This is a genomic window from Ignatzschineria sp. 22MB058224 (assembly GCF_058188435.1).
The window spans coordinates 633,341-648,383 of the sequence record NZ_CP187366.1; the positions used below are offsets into that span (position 1 = coordinate 633,341).

Annotated in this window: 14 protein-coding genes; 5 read left to right on the top strand and 9 right to left on the bottom strand. The window is 36.5% G+C overall.

The window, feature by feature from the left end; all coding sequences use genetic code 11:
• Nucleotides 1-127: 127 nt before the first annotated feature.
• Nucleotides 128-1,519, bottom strand: coding sequence for an NAD-dependent succinate-semialdehyde dehydrogenase (locus tag ACPF7B_RS02585; protein ID WP_490506077.1), 1,392 nt, complete (start codon nt 1,517-1,519; stop codon nt 128-130).
• A 220-nt stretch (nt 1,520-1,739) separates the two neighbouring features.
• Nucleotides 1,740-2,426, bottom strand: a complete 687-nt coding sequence (locus ACPF7B_RS02590) for a 5'-methylthioadenosine/adenosylhomocysteine nucleosidase (RefSeq protein WP_490506078.1) — start codon at nt 2,424-2,426, stop codon at nt 1,740-1,742.
• A 241-nt stretch (nt 2,427-2,667) separates the two neighbouring features.
• On the opposite strand from ACPF7B_RS02590, the gene ACPF7B_RS02595 reads away from it, so the two are divergent.
• Nucleotides 2,668-4,047, top strand: a complete 1,380-nt coding sequence (locus tag ACPF7B_RS02595; RefSeq protein ID WP_490506079.1) for an amino acid permease — start codon at nt 2,668-2,670, stop codon at nt 4,045-4,047.
• A gap of 69 nt (nt 4,048-4,116) precedes the next feature.
• Here ACPF7B_RS02595 and ACPF7B_RS02600 read toward each other — a convergent pair whose 3' ends face one another.
• Nucleotides 4,117-4,743: a DUF805 domain-containing protein gene (locus tag ACPF7B_RS02600; RefSeq protein WP_490506080.1), complete on the bottom strand. Its 627-nt coding sequence runs from the start codon at nt 4,741-4,743 to the stop codon at nt 4,117-4,119.
• Between the two features lie 366 nt (nt 4,744-5,109).
• Nucleotides 5,110-5,319: a bacterioferritin-associated ferredoxin gene (locus ACPF7B_RS02605; protein ID WP_490506081.1), complete on the bottom strand. Its 210-nt coding sequence runs from the start codon at nt 5,317-5,319 to the stop codon at nt 5,110-5,112.
• Between the two features lie 170 nt (nt 5,320-5,489).
• Between ACPF7B_RS02605 and epmA the strand changes: the two genes are divergently transcribed.
• On the top strand, nt 5,490-6,449 hold the full coding sequence (gene epmA, locus ACPF7B_RS02610) for an EF-P lysine aminoacylase EpmA (RefSeq protein ID WP_490506082.1): 960 nt from the start codon (nt 5,490-5,492) through the stop codon (nt 6,447-6,449).
• Between the two features lie 230 nt (nt 6,450-6,679).
• On the opposite strand, the gene ACPF7B_RS02615 is transcribed toward epmA, so the two are convergent.
• Nucleotides 6,680-7,174: an acyl-CoA thioesterase gene (locus ACPF7B_RS02615; protein WP_490506083.1), complete on the bottom strand. Its 495-nt coding sequence runs from the start codon at nt 7,172-7,174 to the stop codon at nt 6,680-6,682.
• 168 nt (nt 7,175-7,342) lie between these two features.
• Here ACPF7B_RS02615 and uvrD point away from each other — a divergent pair, with 168 nt between their 5' ends.
• Nucleotides 7,343-9,565: a DNA helicase II gene (gene uvrD / locus ACPF7B_RS02620; protein ID WP_490506084.1), complete on the top strand. Its 2,223-nt coding sequence runs from the start codon at nt 7,343-7,345 to the stop codon at nt 9,563-9,565.
• 310 nt (nt 9,566-9,875) lie between these two features.
• On the top strand, nt 9,876-10,862 hold the full coding sequence (locus tag ACPF7B_RS02625) for an MDR family oxidoreductase (protein ID WP_490506085.1): 987 nt from the start codon (nt 9,876-9,878) through the stop codon (nt 10,860-10,862).
• 20 nt (nt 10,863-10,882) lie between these two features.
• Here the strand turns inward: ACPF7B_RS02625 and ACPF7B_RS02630 are convergent, their stop codons facing one another.
• The 4 genes from ACPF7B_RS02630 to ACPF7B_RS02645 all read right to left on the bottom strand — a co-directional run bounded on the left by ACPF7B_RS02630 (nt 10,883) and on the right by ACPF7B_RS02645 (nt 13,944).
• The gene (locus ACPF7B_RS02630; RefSeq protein ID WP_490506086.1) at nt 10,883-11,383 is read right to left on the bottom strand and encodes a flavin reductase; all 501 of its coding nucleotides are present in this window, start codon (nt 11,381-11,383) and stop codon (nt 10,883-10,885) included.
• A 110-nt stretch (nt 11,384-11,493) separates the two neighbouring features.
• The gene (locus ACPF7B_RS02635; protein ID WP_490506087.1) at nt 11,494-12,600 is read right to left on the bottom strand and encodes a DUF726 domain-containing protein; all 1,107 of its coding nucleotides are present in this window, start codon (nt 12,598-12,600) and stop codon (nt 11,494-11,496) included.
• 11 nt (nt 12,601-12,611) lie between these two features.
• The gene (gene cysZ / locus ACPF7B_RS02640) at nt 12,612-13,385 is read right to left on the bottom strand and encodes a sulfate transporter CysZ (RefSeq protein ID WP_490506088.1); all 774 of its coding nucleotides are present in this window, start codon (nt 13,383-13,385) and stop codon (nt 12,612-12,614) included.
• A gap of 40 nt (nt 13,386-13,425) precedes the next feature.
• Nucleotides 13,426-13,944 (bottom strand): dihydrofolate reductase, encoded by a 519-nt coding sequence (locus ACPF7B_RS02645; protein WP_490506089.1) that lies wholly within the window; start codon nt 13,942-13,944, stop codon nt 13,426-13,428.
• Nucleotides 13,945-14,155: 211 nt separating this feature from the next.
• Between ACPF7B_RS02645 and pssA the strand changes: the two genes are divergently transcribed.
• Nucleotides 14,156-15,031 carry a CDP-diacylglycerol--serine O-phosphatidyltransferase gene (pssA, locus tag ACPF7B_RS02650; protein WP_490506090.1) on the top strand — a complete coding sequence of 292 codons (876 nt, stop codon included), beginning with the start codon at nt 14,156-14,158 and terminating at the stop codon, nt 15,029-15,031.
• The last annotated feature ends 12 nt before the right edge of the window (nt 15,032-15,043 follow it).

The following is a 15,043-nucleotide window of genomic DNA, read 5'->3' on the forward strand; positions in this document are numbered from 1 at the left end:
AAATTGTCACTTTTTTGTCATATATTTAGCGTATAAGATTTTAAAAGAATGAGCAATCATTTTAAAACGCGAAAAAAAGAGCATCTGAAGATGCTCTTTTAATAAGTTTTAATTCAAAAAGAATAAATTAGAACGGTGCGTCGATATCTACAACATCAATTAATTTGATATTTACAAACTCTTTCAAACCTAAGTCAATCAATTCACGGCCGAATCCAGAGCGGCGTACACCACCAAATGGAAGATCTGCTTTAACCATTGTAGGATGATTTACAAAAATCATACCGGTTGAAATTTTAGAAGCTACACGGCGACCGCGAGTTTCATCTGAAGTAAATACTGACCCACCTAAACCAAATGGTGAATCATTTGCAATACGAATAGCATCTGCTTCATCTTCTGCTTTGATGATCATTGATACAGGTCCAAAAAATTCTTGATAATAAGCAGGATTATCGGGTGTTACATTAGTAAGAATTGTTGGTTGAACAAAACAACCTTGTTCTGGTACCTTTGGTCCTACGGGAGTTGCAGTTGCACCATGTTTTACAGCTTCTTCAATCTGTCTTAATAAACCATCTTTCGCTCTTTGTGAAGAAAGAGGTGCTAATTGCGTTGCAGGATCCATTGGGTCACCCGCTTTGAGTGCAGCAACACCAGCTGTATATTTTTCTAAATACTCATCATAAACTTTAGCGTCGATAATCATACGTTTAGATGAAACACATACTTGCCCTGCATTCCAATGACGTCCAAAAACACCCCATTTGACAGTTTTATCAATATCAGCATCATCTAACACAACAAAGGCATCAGCTCCGCCTAACTCCATAATAGATTTTTTAAGATGTTTACCCGCTGTTTGTGCAACTGCAGAACCAGCCACCTCAGAACCCGTTAATGCAACACCACAGACACGAGGATCAGCAAGAATGATTTCTACATCGGAATGTTCGATGAAAAGATTGATAAATACACCATCAGGAAGACCTGCATCTTTCATTAATTGTTCAAATGCAAGAGCGCATTGTGGAAGATTAGATGCATGTTTCAGGATTAATGTATTCCCCGCTGATAGTTGTGGGGCAAGAATACGTGCAACTTGATAAAAAGGGAAGTTCCACGGCTCGATTGCTAACAAAATACCCAGAGGTTCATATACTAATTTAGCATCGCCTTCAGCGGGATCCATCACTGGTAAATGACGTGGTTGTAATTGTTCCTCTGCATGTTTGACATAGTATTCAAGGATTTGTGCAGAAAGTTCAACTTCACCTTTTGCCTCCGCGAAAACCTTTCCCATCTCAAGTGTGATAAGTTTTGCATATTCATCACGATTTTTGCGAAGAAGATCAGCAGCATTTTTTAGATAGCTAACACGTTCTGCAATGGAGGTTGTTTTCCAATCTTGAAATGCTTTGTCAGACTTATCAAGTGCCGCATGAATATCTTCCTTCGTTGCACTTTTGTACTCTTTAAGTAACTCGTTTGTGTATGGATTAACAGTTGCGAATGCCATAGTTATCTCTCCTAAAAAATTTATATGAAACTTGATTATAGACCCCCCATTCAATATATGCATCTTTTTGATAGTAGAGAAAAGATGCAATGATTAAACGAAGATCAAAGAATTTTCGTAATTATTTGATTTGTTATACTCTTTTATAAGATGATAATTGTTTTCAATTGATGAATCTAATTTCATATATTTATCAGTCTGTTAATGTTTTTAATTTGAGCTAGATTTTTTTGAGTACGGATAAAACAATCGAAGCTGAATTTTTTGCAGCAAGATCGAGGTATTCAATAAAGCTCATGGGCATCTCTTTATCTGGAAGATCTGAAAGTGCTCGAATAACTATAAAAGGGGTTTGATAGAGGTAACAAACCTGAGCAATCGCTGCGGCTTCCATTTCAACTGCTTGTATAGTGGGGAAGATCGATTTGATGATATTTACACGCTCTTGATCCGCGATAAATGCATCCCCTGTACCAATTAATCCAATTTTATAGTTGAAATTGAGATCGTTTAAGGTTGATTGCACAAGATCGAGTAGACGTTGATCTGAACGAAAAGTTTTCGGTAACCCCGGTAAAACAGCGACCTCTAAACCAATTGGAGATAGATCAACATCATGATGTGCAGCTTCATCAGAGATAATAATATCACCGATCTCCATGCCTGTAATTAGTCCTCCAGCAGAGCCGATATTGATAACACATTGGGGATGATAATGCTCGTGAAGCAGTGTTGTTGCAATTGCTGCTTGAACCTTTCCGACACCAGATTTTAGTAGTACAACTCGTTTTTCTTCTAACTTTCCTTCAATAAATTCAATACCAGCAATATTTTTTTCTTTTTTATGCGTGATTAATGAAGCGAGGAGAGTTACTTCTTGCGTCATTGCGCCAATTATTCCTATCATAAAAACCTTTAGTAAAGTGTGATTTTAGTACATCGTATATATCAATTAATTATACATTTATCTTTGAAAAGAGAGGGGGCTTTTATCAAACAGGCAAAAATGTTTTATCTTAATTCATAAGAAGCTTTTCATTCATTAAAAAAGAAAATTGTTATACTGTGTCGTGACTGTTATGCCAAGCGGAAAATCTCGAGAAAAGGCCTAGCAAGTTATAAAAAATATTAAAGGATAACAGAGAAAAATGTCAGTAGAGATTCAAAATCAATCACAGTTAAAACGTGGACTTAAAAATCGTCATATCCAGATGATCGCACTAGGTGGTGCTATTGGAACGGGGTTATTTTATGGTTCCGCAGAATCGATTAAACTTGTTGGTCCGGCAATATTATTAGCCTATCTACTAGGTGGATTTGTGATCTATCTCATCATGACAATGATGGGAGAGATGGCAACGCATGAACCTGTCGTTGGGGCATTTAGCCATTTTTCCTATAAATATTGGGGAGAGTTTCCCGGTTTTTTAGCGGGATGGAATTATTGGTTTCTCTATATTCTTGTCAGTATGGCTGAGCTTTCGGTTATTGGTATATATATCCAGGTTTGGTTTCCTGAGATTCCTCTTTGGGTATCGTCGTTAGCTGTTTTGTTAATTATTACAGGAATTAATCTGTTTTCAATTCGGATCTATGGTGAATTTGAATTTTGGTTCGCATTGGTTAAAGTATTAGCGATTATTCTGCTTATTTTATTGGGGATTTATCTCATTTTAACAGGTACAGAAGGTGCAAAAATTTCTAATTTATGGCGCTATGATGGTTTTTTCCCTTATGGTTTAAAAGAGTTTTTATTATCACTTGTGATTGTCATGTTTTCTTTTGGAGGAACTGAGCTAATCGGGGTTACTGCCGCAGAAGCGGATGATCCTAAAACCTCCATCCCCAAAGCAATTAAGCAAGTTATTTGGCGCATTCTGCTATTTTATGTACTCTCCATTGCAATTTTGATGATCTTGCACCCGTGGAATGAGATTGGAACAGATGGCAGCCCATTTGTGATCATCTTCCGAGAAATGGGCTTTGGTATTGTTAATACTCCGATTGGGACGATTAATATTCCGGCAACATTTTTTAATATTGTCGTTTTATCGGCTGCGATCTCTGTCTATAACAGTGGAATTTATAGTAATGGTCGGATGTTGTTTGGTCTTGCTGAGCAAGGCAATGCACCTAAATTCTTTTTAAAGCTTAATCGACATTCAGCACCTTTCATTGCGATCCTTTTCTCTTCGCTTTGTACATTAGTGGCAGTTATTATTAATTTTGTGGTGCCAGAAGGCGCATTTATGCGAATTATGTCACTTGCCGTAGCTGCCGCAACCATTACGTGGGGATTAATTGTAATTGTTCAATATCAATTTAGAAAACAGATAGATCCGAAGGCATTGACCTATAAAGTACCATTTTATCCTTATAGTAATTATTTTGCTTTAGCCTTTTTACTATTATTGTTGGTTATGATGACCCAATCTGGCAACATGATCTATGCAGTAATTGTGATTCCAATTTGGATAGTTGCACTATATATTGGTTTTAGAATCAAAAAAGTAATTAGTAAACCGTAATTAGAGTTAATGAAGCCTAGAAAAAGATTATATACTTGTAAGCCCCATTATTGGGGCTTTGTGATCTATTTAAAAAACTATTTGATTATCTAGAAAGCCAATAGAAATGCTCTGTAAGGTAATATATTGATAAGTAAAATAGCTTAGAACAGCAAGAATCACAATTAATAGTATCAAGCCGAGAGGAGTGCCTTGTTTAGTTGGTGCACCATATTTATTGATTCCTTTGTTTCCAGGCATTGCAAAAGGAAAGATACGAGCAATTAATCCAATCACTCCAAAGGCACTCAAACATATATAAAAGAATGTTTTACTCATTGTCATGGGTAACATAATAATCATTAAGTCTGTGAAATAGGGAAAAATAAAAAGAACACAAGACCACCAGCCAGATAGATTAATGTCATGAAGCCGCATGATTACGATTCGAATATTTAAGAGAATGACAGCACCAGTATAGCCACTGTAAAATATCAACCGAATAAGATTTTTTGTCATATCAACGGATTTATCATTGATATCAAAGATTGAAAAAAGGCCTCTTTCAAAAACGAAAAAATAGAGGAGGTAAATAGTTACAAAAAGCACCAAATAGGTAACGAAACGATTTGCAAATTCTAATCGACCGATTCTTCCCGTGAAGTTAAGGGAAAAGTAGGGCGGAGCAGTAATATGTTCGTGGTGCTTTTTACTCATAAAAGGCCTCATGGAATAACGCGAGAATCAGTATTATAGTTTGTCTATTAAATAGACTCAACCTATTGAGATACTATCAATTATTGCAAAATATCGAATATAGACATTTTTATAGTGTACTTATTTTGATTCTCTAAAATTGTTATCCACACTAATAGTATAGTGTTTAATAATGTATTGGTAAATATTAAAAATTAGATAGTAAATCAACAATGAGTATCTATTATTCTGAGTAGAAAGGATTAGAGGAGAGAAAGAATTTAAAATGCCAATAAGTGTAAAAAAGCGAAGAAGATCAATTATTGTCGAATGAATTATAAAGTATACTTAAAAAATTTTGTGATTTCACGTTAGTCTTAGTAGTGACTAACGCAATTCACGCGCCTGTGGAATAGGTTGATTAGCGTTCAAAGGCGATGCACCTCCGGGGAGAAGACTCTTAGCAATTTCTGCACATGATCCACATCCAGTTGCAACGCCTAAATGTGTTTGTAGTGCTTCAAATGTCGTAATACCATTCTCAACAGCCTCAACAATTGCTTTATCGGTAATTCCATTGCAAAGACAAATATACATAATTTATTCCTCTTATTAACTTCTTTTGCATATAGTAATAATAATTATTCTTATTTGCAAGTGGGATGTAATGTTATTTTTACTTTTTATATAAGGTTTGCATGCTATTAAAGAATAGCGATAATAAGTGCTATAATTATGCGATATTTTTGAGTAACTATGAGGGTAAAATGGGCAGGTCAAGAGTTGGTCAATATCTGTGGCAGCGAGGGAAGTATCTTCGCAAAATTCGTGATTATTTTTTTTTAGAAGAGGTTGTAGAAGTTGATACACCAATTCTCAGTCAATTTGGGAATCCTGATCCTGCGTTACTCAACTTTATTACTCGCTTTAATGGTGGGGGGATGTTACACAATCAAAATTTATATCTGATTACTTCGCCTGAATACCATATGAAGCGACTTTTATCGCAAGGTTCTGGTTCTTGTTACTATTTAGGAAAGGTCTTTCGGGATGGTGAACTTAGTTATCGTCATAATCCTGAATTCACAATGCTTGAATGGTATCGGTTGGACTACGATTTAGATGACTTAATGGCAGAAGTCTCATTAGTAATTCGTCTCTTGAGTGAACAAAATTTAGAAATCGAAGCATACACTTACCTTGACGCATTTCAAAAATTTTTAGGTATTAATCCTTTTGAAGCATCGCTAACGGATCTTTCAGGTCTCATAAAAGCGCAAGGAATCGATATTACATTTGAATTTCGTGATAAAGATGAAGCGCTTGATTTGATTGTATCGCAATTGATAGAGCCACGTTTTAATCCGGAAAAATTGACATATCTCTATTACTATCCTGAGTCACAGGCCTCATTAGCAAAAGTTATTGAGTCCGATGGGTATCGTGTTGGAAAACGATTTGAGGTCTATTGGCGTGGATTAGAACTTGCAAATGGCTATGAAGAGCTCACAAATAGCCTGGAGCAACGACAACGATTTGAAAACGAAAATCTTATACGTCAAAACAAAGGACTTGATCCTGTTCCGATTGATGAGTTATTACTATCAAAGCTTGATAAGCTACCATTTTGCAGTGGGGTTGCGTTAGGCTTTGATCGTTTATTAATGGCAATTAAAGAAACAGATGCGATTCAGAATATAATCTCTTTTGGTTTTGAATCATCTTAGTTTCTCAGTAAAGCATTTTTTATAAATTTCTCCCTCATCTATTCCAGATAGTATAGAAAGAATGCTAATTTAAAAGTATATTTAATTATGGTCATATTCATTCACATGCCCATTAATTCATATAATTTATCAGAACCAAGTTTAAAATTAGTATGCAGAAAAAAGCTCTAGAGTGACGATCTAGAGCTTAAAGAACTAGGTAAAATACTATTAACACTTAATTACAAATTTTAATCTAAATCATCATCATCTTTTATTTGAGCTTTATCAAATGCAAGACGAGAATTGAGCCTCAATACAGCATTATCAAAACGGCGTTGATCAGTACGATTACGAATCTCAAGCTTTGGTACAGGTGTTGGTGTCCCATTATCATTAATCGCAACCATGGTGAAATAACAGCTATTAGTATGGCGTACTTCACGTGTTTTGATATTTTTTGCTTCAACGCGAATACCGATTTCCATTGAAGTCCGACCTACATAGTTAACATTTGCATGAAAGGTTACAAGCTCTTGTACATAGATAGGTTGTTTAAAGACAACTTTATCAACGGAGAGCGTTACTACATAGGTGCCAGCATATTGACTTGCACAGGCATATGCAACTTGGTCGAGCAATTTAAGGATATTCCCCCCGTGAATATTTCCAGAAAAGTTGACCATATCCGGCGTCATTAATACCGTCATACTCAATTCACGTGTGGGTTTTTTTGTATCAATCATTTTTCCTATCTCATTTGAAATCAATAAAAGGTATAATTGCTTATTATTATAGTGGGTTCTTTTGAATTCATACAGTATAAAACCTACTCTTTTTCTCTATGAATGTGATTGTGATTATTAATCATATTCTTCTTACTTATATCACGATAAACAATTCCGGCAAGATAAATGAGTTATTTAGAACAATTAAATGAAAGTCAGTACGAAGCAGTTACCGCACCTCTTGGTCCTGTGAGAGTATTAGCAGGTGCAGGTTCAGGAAAAACACGCGTATTGATCTCCCGAATAGCATGGCTTTTGGAAACAGAACAGGCAGAATCATATAATATTTTGGCAGTGACATTTACTAATAAAGCCGCTTTTGAAATGCGCACGCGACTTGAAGATACTTTGAAATTCTCTGTTCGTGGTATGTGGATCGGTACATTTCATTCATTATGTCATCGTATATTACGAACCCATTTCAAAGAAGCAAAACTGATCGAGAATTTTCAGATTTTAGATAGTGATGATCAAGTTCGGTTATGTCGAAGAATTATTCGTGGTCGCAATTTAGATGAAAAAATCTACCAACCGAAAATATTAGCGTCATTTATCAATGGTCATAAAGAGGAAGGAAGAAGAGCGCAGCACATTGAATCTTATGATGACACATTTACCCATAATTTAATAGAACTCTATAAAGAGTATCAAACAGTATGCGATCAATCAGGGCTTGTTGATTTTTCGGAGATTCTACTGAGAACTGTTGAGTTATTACGAGACAATAGACCAATCTTAGAACATTATCAGGATCGTTTTAAATTTATTCTCGTCGATGAGTTTCAAGATACCAATAGCGTGCAATATGCATGGTTGCAGCTTTTATCCGGGAAACATCATAATCTTTTTGTTGTGGGGGATGACGATCAATCAATCTACGGTTGGCGCGGTGCTAAAATTGAAAATATCCTCCATTTCGATAAAGATTTTAATGATGTTACAACTGTTCGCCTTGAACAGAATTATCGATCAACAAAAGCGATTTTGGAAGCAGCAAACTTTGTTATTTCAAAAAACCAAGATCGCTTAGATAAACGTCTTTGGACTGAAAATCAATCTGAAGATCTTGTAACCGTCTATCGTGGAACTGATGGTTATGATGAAGCTCGTTTTGTCATAGAAACCATTAAAGAGCGCTTAGATGAAGGCTATCGTAAATCCGATATCGCCATTTTATATCGTTCAAATGCTCAATCCCGTCTTTTTGAAGAGTTACTCTTAAGAGCACAAATCCCATATCGTGTCTATGGAGGACTACGCTTCTTCGATCGCGCTGAGATTAAAGATATTATGGCATACCTTCGGATGATCATTAACCCAAATGATGATGTTTCTCTTGAGCGAAGTATGACAACGCCTCCAAAAGGGATCGGACAAGCAACAATTGAAACAATTCGAGAGTATGCATCACAGCATGGTCTATCACTTTGGGAATCAATGCAACATCTTTTAGAGAGTCAATTACTTTCAACAAGAGCTCATAATGTATTGCTCGCCTATTATGAGCAAATTATCAATCTCACTCAAAAAATTGATACTACGAAATTAGATGAATTTTTTGCTTATGCTATCGAAGAGAGCGGGCTTAAACCACATTACAAAAAAGAGCCCTTAAATCGAGGTGAAGATCGAATTGATAACTTAAATGAATTAATCACTGCCGCTGAATATTTCATGATGAATGACCAAATTGAATTGGCATTTAGTGAGGAGCTAGTCGATGTGAAGAATTTATCAACTCGACAACAGCTTGATGCATTTATGGGGCAAACTTCGCTTGATTCGAGTGATTCACAAGCAGAGGTAGATGAAGATAGTATTCAACTGATGACATTACATGCCTCAAAAGGATTAGAGTTTCCAATAGTATTTTTGGTTGGTATGGAAGATGGTATGTTCCCAAGTGATGCAGCGATCAGCGAAATTGGTCGTATTGAAGAGGAGCGTCGCCTTGCGTATGTGGGCATTACCCGTGCTGAAAAAATGCTCTATCTTCTCGGTGCTGAACAACGAATGATTTATGGTAAGACCTTAAGAATGCCACCATCTCGATTTTTACGAGATATTCCAGAGCATCTTTTAAAAGTTATTGGTCCTGCTGTTGAAATCCGTCAGACCTTAACCAATCCCTCAACGGCGAATGTAGGAGATCGCATCCGCAATCAAACGAAGCTCGATGATAATATTAATGGCTACAAAATAGGGCAATTTGTTGCTCATCCAAAGTTTGGGGATGGAGTAATACAGGGATTTGAAGGGGTTGGGGCAAGTACGCGAGTAATTGTCGAATTTGCGGATTCCGGGCGAAAAGTACTGGTTCTTAGTTATGCTAATCTTACAATTTTGTAGTAAAAGAATCGTTAAGTTTTAATTGTCTAGACAATTTGGGGGGATAAAGGAAAAATCTTGTTCTATATCAAAACAGCCTTTGAGAATGGTGGTAAAATGCCTTTTATTCCCTAGGAGTAGACTTTAAAACTGACTTGTATTGTTATTTCCTCCAAGAAACGAGTCTACTTTTATTACTGATTTTAGTAGTGATACTAAAATCAGTTTTTTTATTTTAAAAACCACAGTTAAACTACAAATGCCTATTTTAGTTTGTTATTCTTACACGATAGCTGAAATAACCGAAAACGATAAATAGGGAGTGCAAAGTATGTTTTCTGCAATGATTTTAAGAGATGAACCCCATTTTTCTTGTAGAGTTGAATCAGTTTCTTTTGGTGAACTTCAAAAACAAGCGGGAAATACCCTTATCAAAGTACATCATTCGACACTTAATTATAAAGATGCGTTAGCGGTAACTAATAAAGGACAAATAGCGCGATACTTTCCTATGATCCCCGGGATTGATCTTGCGGGTGAAGTGGTCCAATCAGAGAGTGATGAATTTACCAAAGGTGATCTTGTTTTCATAAATGGATTAGGTTTGGGTGAGAGTCATTTTGGTGGTTTTTCTCAGTTTGCATGGATAGATGCCGATAAACTTCTAAAGATTCCTGCCGCTTACAATAGCTATGATGTTATGGCATTTGGTACAGCTGGCTATACAGCAGCCTTATGTGTTAATCGCCTTTTAGCGCATGGTATAGAGAAAGACAATGGACCTATAATAGTTTCAGGTGCGACAGGCGGGGTAGGTTTAGTTGCGGTGATGTTACTTTCTAAACTTGGATTTAATGTAGTCGCGATGAGCTCAAAAAAGGGGAATGAAGAATTCTTTAAAAAACTAGGGACGGCTTCCATTATTTCGAGTGAAGAATTCAAAGAGAAGGGACGAGCCCTGCAAAAGTCGACTTATCAAGCAGCAATTGATGTTGTAGGATCGAACGTACTTGCAAATATATGCGCTCAAGTGAAGTACGATGGAATTGTGGCTGCATGTGGGCTTGCTGCTGGAATGGATCTGCCCGCTACTGTTGCGCCTTTTATTCTTCGAAATATTACGTTAGCTGGAATTGACAGTGTGATGGCTTCTAAAGAGCGACGTATAAAAGCCTGGAAATTGTTGGAGTCACAGATCAAATCAGATGAAATTTGCCAATTTAGTAAAACAATTTCTCTACAAGAGGTGATTCCAACAGCATTAGCGATGATAGAAGGCCAAATACAAGGGCGTTACGTTATTGAAATCCCTTTATAGTGCTGCTCTTTGTGCATCTATTACTTTTCTCGGTGTAGTTGATGAAATTGTCGATTAAAGTAGATAAGTGCAGGACCTTTTTCTTGATTTACAATCATTTCTTCAATCTCAACAATAAAGAGGGTATGAGTACCAACTTCTAAAGTATTGGTAATAATCCCCTCTAAGTTTGCGATTGCACCTCTTAGAATGGGCAATTGATAACGCCCCTCATAGAAATCAAATTTTTCGAATCGTTCTTCCATTGATACAGGATGCATTCCGCCAAAGAACTCGGCTACTAACTGTTGATCGGCATGACAAATGTTAATTGCCATCCGTCTATTCTCTTTAAATGCTTCATTTGCCGAACTATTACGGTTAATCGATACAAGCATTGTCGGTGGTGTGTCAGTAATAGAGACCACCGCTGTTGCAGTTAATCCACATCGACCATTAGAGCCGTTAGTCGTAATAATATTAACCCCAGCTCCCAAGGTCGCCATTGCATCTCTAAATTCTTTTTTTATATCGCGATCCATTATCCTCTCCTCATCCTCTTTTGATTCTAATGAATTGAGAGATATTTGCAAAAAATAATCACTCTCAATGTTACATTTTGTGAGAGATTAGTCACAAAAGGTGTTAGCTCTCAACTGAGAAGTGTGCGTTGATAGACTTCTGGATAGCTTTCTTTCCAATTAGTGTGAGATTGAATGATATCGGTGCAATCTATATCTCGAATGCGCTTATTGTCGCTCTCAATTGGAAAGCAACCAACGGCTTTGCTAATATTGAGCGTCGATGTTGCGTAACCTTTACTCAAGACTTTATCATTTAAGGAATAACAGTTGTAAATATTTCCCTTCATTGCCGGCAAAACAGCTTCCCATTCCTTTTTTTGATTACCGACAGCACCGCCGAGAAGATAAATATTATTGATTTTAATATGTGGGTGGTATTGTAAAAAATGCAATGCGTAAAATATCACTCTGCATCCTAATGAATGGGCAACTAAAGTAACTGGTTCTGTTTCTAAATTCATTTTTAAGAGAATATTACCTAACAATTCGCCAGCATCTTGTGCACGTTTTAGTGAGACATGCCAAGGATTGGTGACCACATTGTAGGCAATATTCGCCCAAAATAGTTTCCTCGAAACTAAACTTGGAATCGAAAATGTTTTAATAACGTCATCGACCCCCTTCGAAGCCCATGTTAATCCGTAAAGTTCGACATTTTCATTGATAAGTTTATAACTAGCTTTCCAATCCCCAAAGAATTGGTCTTTCTCTTGTAAAAATCCGTTGATTAGAATGATTTTTTTGGAATGAATTGATGAATCGACAGTATGAGTAAGATGAATGAGTTCAAACTTTTCATCATCTGTAAAGTAATCCGCTAATAGAAATTTTCCAATTTTAGTCAATGAGAGACTCTTTTTATTTTTATGGAGTAAAACATCTCTATAAGCAGCTAGATTATTTAAAGAGTTATTAGGGGGTTCAGAAAAGCTGAAAATAGTGCCATCATGTTCAGCACAACGTTCATTCGTCCATTTCCATTTTTGATGAAATTCATCATGTTCAATAGCCTTCACCATGTTGTCACAAAATCGACAGGGGGCTGTATAGTTCTTGCATTCAGCACATTGAAAAAGATTTCGACCAATTTTTTCGATCTTAACTAAATGATGTGTTGTTTTCTCATAACACCATGAGCAATATTGATTTTCAGATGTTGTAATCACTTGGCTCATAAACTTTAGTCCTAGTCTGGGTGATTCGCTTTATAACGATCAACCCACATTGCTGTTCCCGCACAGACCGATGCAGGCATAATAAATAGGTTCACAAGTGGGATCATTGTCAAGAAAGCCACCAACGCACCAAAGGGCATATTGGTAATTCGGTCTTTTGCAAGCGTCTTTTTCATATCGTTAAATGAAACTTTGTGATTGTCAAAAGCATAGTCGCAATATTGAATGACCATCATCCATGAACCGAATATAAACCATAATATTGGAGCAATAATATTTATGACAGGGATAAAGGAGATAATGAGCAACACAATCGCACGAGGGAGATAATAACCTAAACGTGTAAATTCACGAGCGATCATACGGGGGATATCTTTTACAAACTCTGTCCAGGAGCTATCTTGAGCTACAACTCCACTTAATTCTTCCTCCACTTTTTCGGCTAAGAAACCATTAAATGGTGCCGCTATAATATTGGCGAGGGTACTAAAAAAGTAGGCGAATATTAGTAAAATAGAGGCAAGAATGACCGGCCAAAGGAGATAACGTAGCCATTCTAACCATGATGGTAGAAAACTAATCCAATAGTTTACCCATTCATCTGCTTTAAAGTAGAACCAAAGAAAAGCGCCGCCAAGGATAAAAATGTTGACAATAATCGGGAGAAACACAAAACGTTTTAGGCCAGGGCGCATCATAATGCTAAAGCCTTCAGCAAAATATTGCAGACCATTTTGGGCTTTACGAGTTGGATGTCTATGCGAGACTTTTTTGTCGATATTCATAGTTAATATTTCAGTGTATAATTACTCGGAATAGCTTAGTTTATTGAATTTTATGATTAAATTTCCATATCTCGAATGTATAATCATAAGGATTTTTTTCATCTTTAGCATGAAATTCTTCAAATAATAATGTTGCATTCGTAAAATCAAAATGCTTCATCTTAGTATCACCGGTAACATTAGCGTGTACATGGGTTAGGTAGAGTTTGTCCATTAATGGAATGGTTTCCCGATAAATTTGTGCGCCGCCCATGATCATCACTTCCGGTGCATTTAATGTTTCTTCACAGTATTGAATTGCGCTTTGAATATCATTGAAAACAATACAGCCTTCGATGTTGACCGACTGTTGGCGTGTAACGACAATATTATGGCGATTCGGTAAAGGACGTCCAATGGATTCATACGTTTTTCGTCCCATAATGACCGGCTTACCAACGGTATTATCTTTGAAAAATTTTAAATCATTCGGTAGATGCCACGGCAAACTATTGTTATCTCCAATAGTACCATTATCAGCCATGGCTAAAATTAACGAGATAATTGTCTTACTCTCCATTACGTGATCCTTTACTAAATTTAAGCCTCTATCATAAGGTAAATATTGTAAAATCGCATCTGTAAGATCTTTATTCTCCTCATTTTTCATCTTGGACTGAATATAGATATCGAATAAAGTTCAACTTAATAAAAAAAGTAAGGGTGTTATAATAAAGCCTTACTTAAATGAGGTCGCTTAGAAAATGATCAACGAAAAAGAGAGTAATATCGTGGCAAAAAAGAATAATGCGATATATGTTTTACCTAATTTAATTACCACAGCATCTATGCTCTGTGGCTTTTCTGCAATATTAATGGCCTTAGATGCTTATTATGGTGTGCAGAATATGGGGGAAGTCTCACAAACATTTACGAAAGCTGCGATTTTAGTATTTGTCGCGATGATTTTTGATGGACTTGATGGTCGGGTTGCGCGTGCAACGAATAGTTCGAGTGCTTTTGGCGAGCAGTACGATTCTTTATCGGATCTTATCTCTTTTGGTATTGCACCCGCGTTAATAGTTTACCTATGGGCGCTAAAAGAGAGCCATTTTAATATGATTGGTGGAATCTCTTGGTTTGTGGCGTATCTTTACCTTGCTTGTGCTGCACTGCGTTTAGCGCGATTTAATGTCCAAATTGGAAAAGTAGATAAACGTTTCTTCGTTGGAATGCCAAGTCCTACTGCCGCCGCGATTGTTGTCGGTTTTGTTTGGTTCGGCGAAACAGTAGATTTAGATACGCCGTGGAAAGATTACATTGCTTTAGTCTTGACACTTTATAGTGGGCTGATGATGGTGACGAATGTGAAGTTCTTTAGTTTTAAAGATATCCGTTTCCAAAATCCCGTACCATTTTTTGTGTGGGTATTATTAGTGATGCTGATTGGTCTATTAGCAGTATGTCTTGTACGGTTCCCAAGCCAAGTGATCTTCTTTGTATTACTTGCTTATGGTTTATCTGGTCCGATTTATGCTGTTTTACGTTGTCGCAAGCGCCGTAAAATAAAAGGAACAGATAAAGCATCTAGAAAAGCTGCTCGAAAAGCTGAAAAATTAAATTCTGCAAAAACTGCCATCAATGATTCAGTAAAAGATGCCGAGTAAGTGATTTTGAAT

Bases quoted from the DNA above. Each gene is read 5' to 3' on its own strand.
- ACPF7B_RS02585 (WP_490506077.1), bottom strand. From the start codon at position 1,519: ATGGCATTCGCAACTGTTAATCCATACACAAACGAGTTACTTAAAGAG.
- ACPF7B_RS02590 (WP_490506078.1), bottom strand. From the start codon at position 2,426: ATGATAGGAATAATTGGCGCAATGACGCAAGAAGTAACTCTCCTCGCT.
- ACPF7B_RS02595 (WP_490506079.1), top strand. From the start codon at position 2,668: ATGTCAGTAGAGATTCAAAATCAATCACAGTTAAAACGTGGACTTAAA.
- ACPF7B_RS02600 (WP_490506080.1), bottom strand. From the start codon at position 4,743: ATGAGTAAAAAGCACCACGAACATATTACTGCTCCGCCCTACTTTTCC.
- ACPF7B_RS02605 (WP_490506081.1), bottom strand. From the start codon at position 5,319: ATGTATATTTGTCTTTGCAATGGAATTACCGATAAAGCAATTGTTGAG.
- epmA (WP_490506082.1), top strand. From the start codon at position 5,490: ATGGGCAGGTCAAGAGTTGGTCAATATCTGTGGCAGCGAGGGAAGTAT.
- ACPF7B_RS02615 (WP_490506083.1), bottom strand. From the start codon at position 7,174: ATGATTGATACAAAAAAACCCACACGTGAATTGAGTATGACGGTATTA.
- uvrD (WP_490506084.1), top strand. From the start codon at position 7,343: ATGAGTTATTTAGAACAATTAAATGAAAGTCAGTACGAAGCAGTTACC.
- ACPF7B_RS02625 (WP_490506085.1), top strand. From the start codon at position 9,876: ATGTTTTCTGCAATGATTTTAAGAGATGAACCCCATTTTTCTTGTAGA.
- ACPF7B_RS02630 (WP_490506086.1), bottom strand. From the start codon at position 11,383: ATGGATCGCGATATAAAAAAAGAATTTAGAGATGCAATGGCGACCTTG.
- ACPF7B_RS02635 (WP_490506087.1), bottom strand. From the start codon at position 12,600: ATGAGCCAAGTGATTACAACATCTGAAAATCAATATTGCTCATGGTGT.
- cysZ (WP_490506088.1), bottom strand. From the start codon at position 13,385: ATGAATATCGACAAAAAAGTCTCGCATAGACATCCAACTCGTAAAGCC.
- ACPF7B_RS02645 (WP_490506089.1), bottom strand. From the start codon at position 13,944: ATGGAGAGTAAGACAATTATCTCGTTAATTTTAGCCATGGCTGATAAT.